Here is a 238-nt window from a genome sequence, read left to right as displayed (position 1 = left end):
GCAATCGCGACGCGTTGTTGTTCACCACCAGATAATGATTTTTGGTAATGGTCGAGTCGGTGCTCGAGCCCAAATAATTTAAGGATTTCTTCGGCACGTGCTTTTGCTTCTTTTTTACCCATGCCCGCTTCACGTCCAACAAACTCGAGTTGCTCGCGGACTTTTAAGTACGGCAGTAAGTGAGACTCTTGAAATATAAATCCAATTTCTCCGAGTCGTAAGTCTGTCATTTCGCTAT

Annotated in this window: 1 protein-coding gene; it reads right to left on the bottom strand. The window is 44.5% G+C overall.

What is annotated here, in order from left to right; genetic code table 11:
- On the bottom strand, positions 1 to 238 hold a 238-nt coding region (locus tag HMPREF3029_RS09025), incomplete at both ends, for an ATP-binding cassette domain-containing protein (RefSeq protein WP_144265453.1).

It is taken from the genome of Nosocomiicoccus sp. HMSC059G07, from assembly GCF_001815515.1.
Classification (GTDB): Bacteria; Bacillota; Bacilli; order Staphylococcales; family Salinicoccaceae; genus Nosocomiicoccus; species Nosocomiicoccus ampullae_A.
The sequence above is the reverse complement of the archived record's forward strand: the minus strand, read 5'-3'. Positions and strand labels throughout refer to the sequence as shown.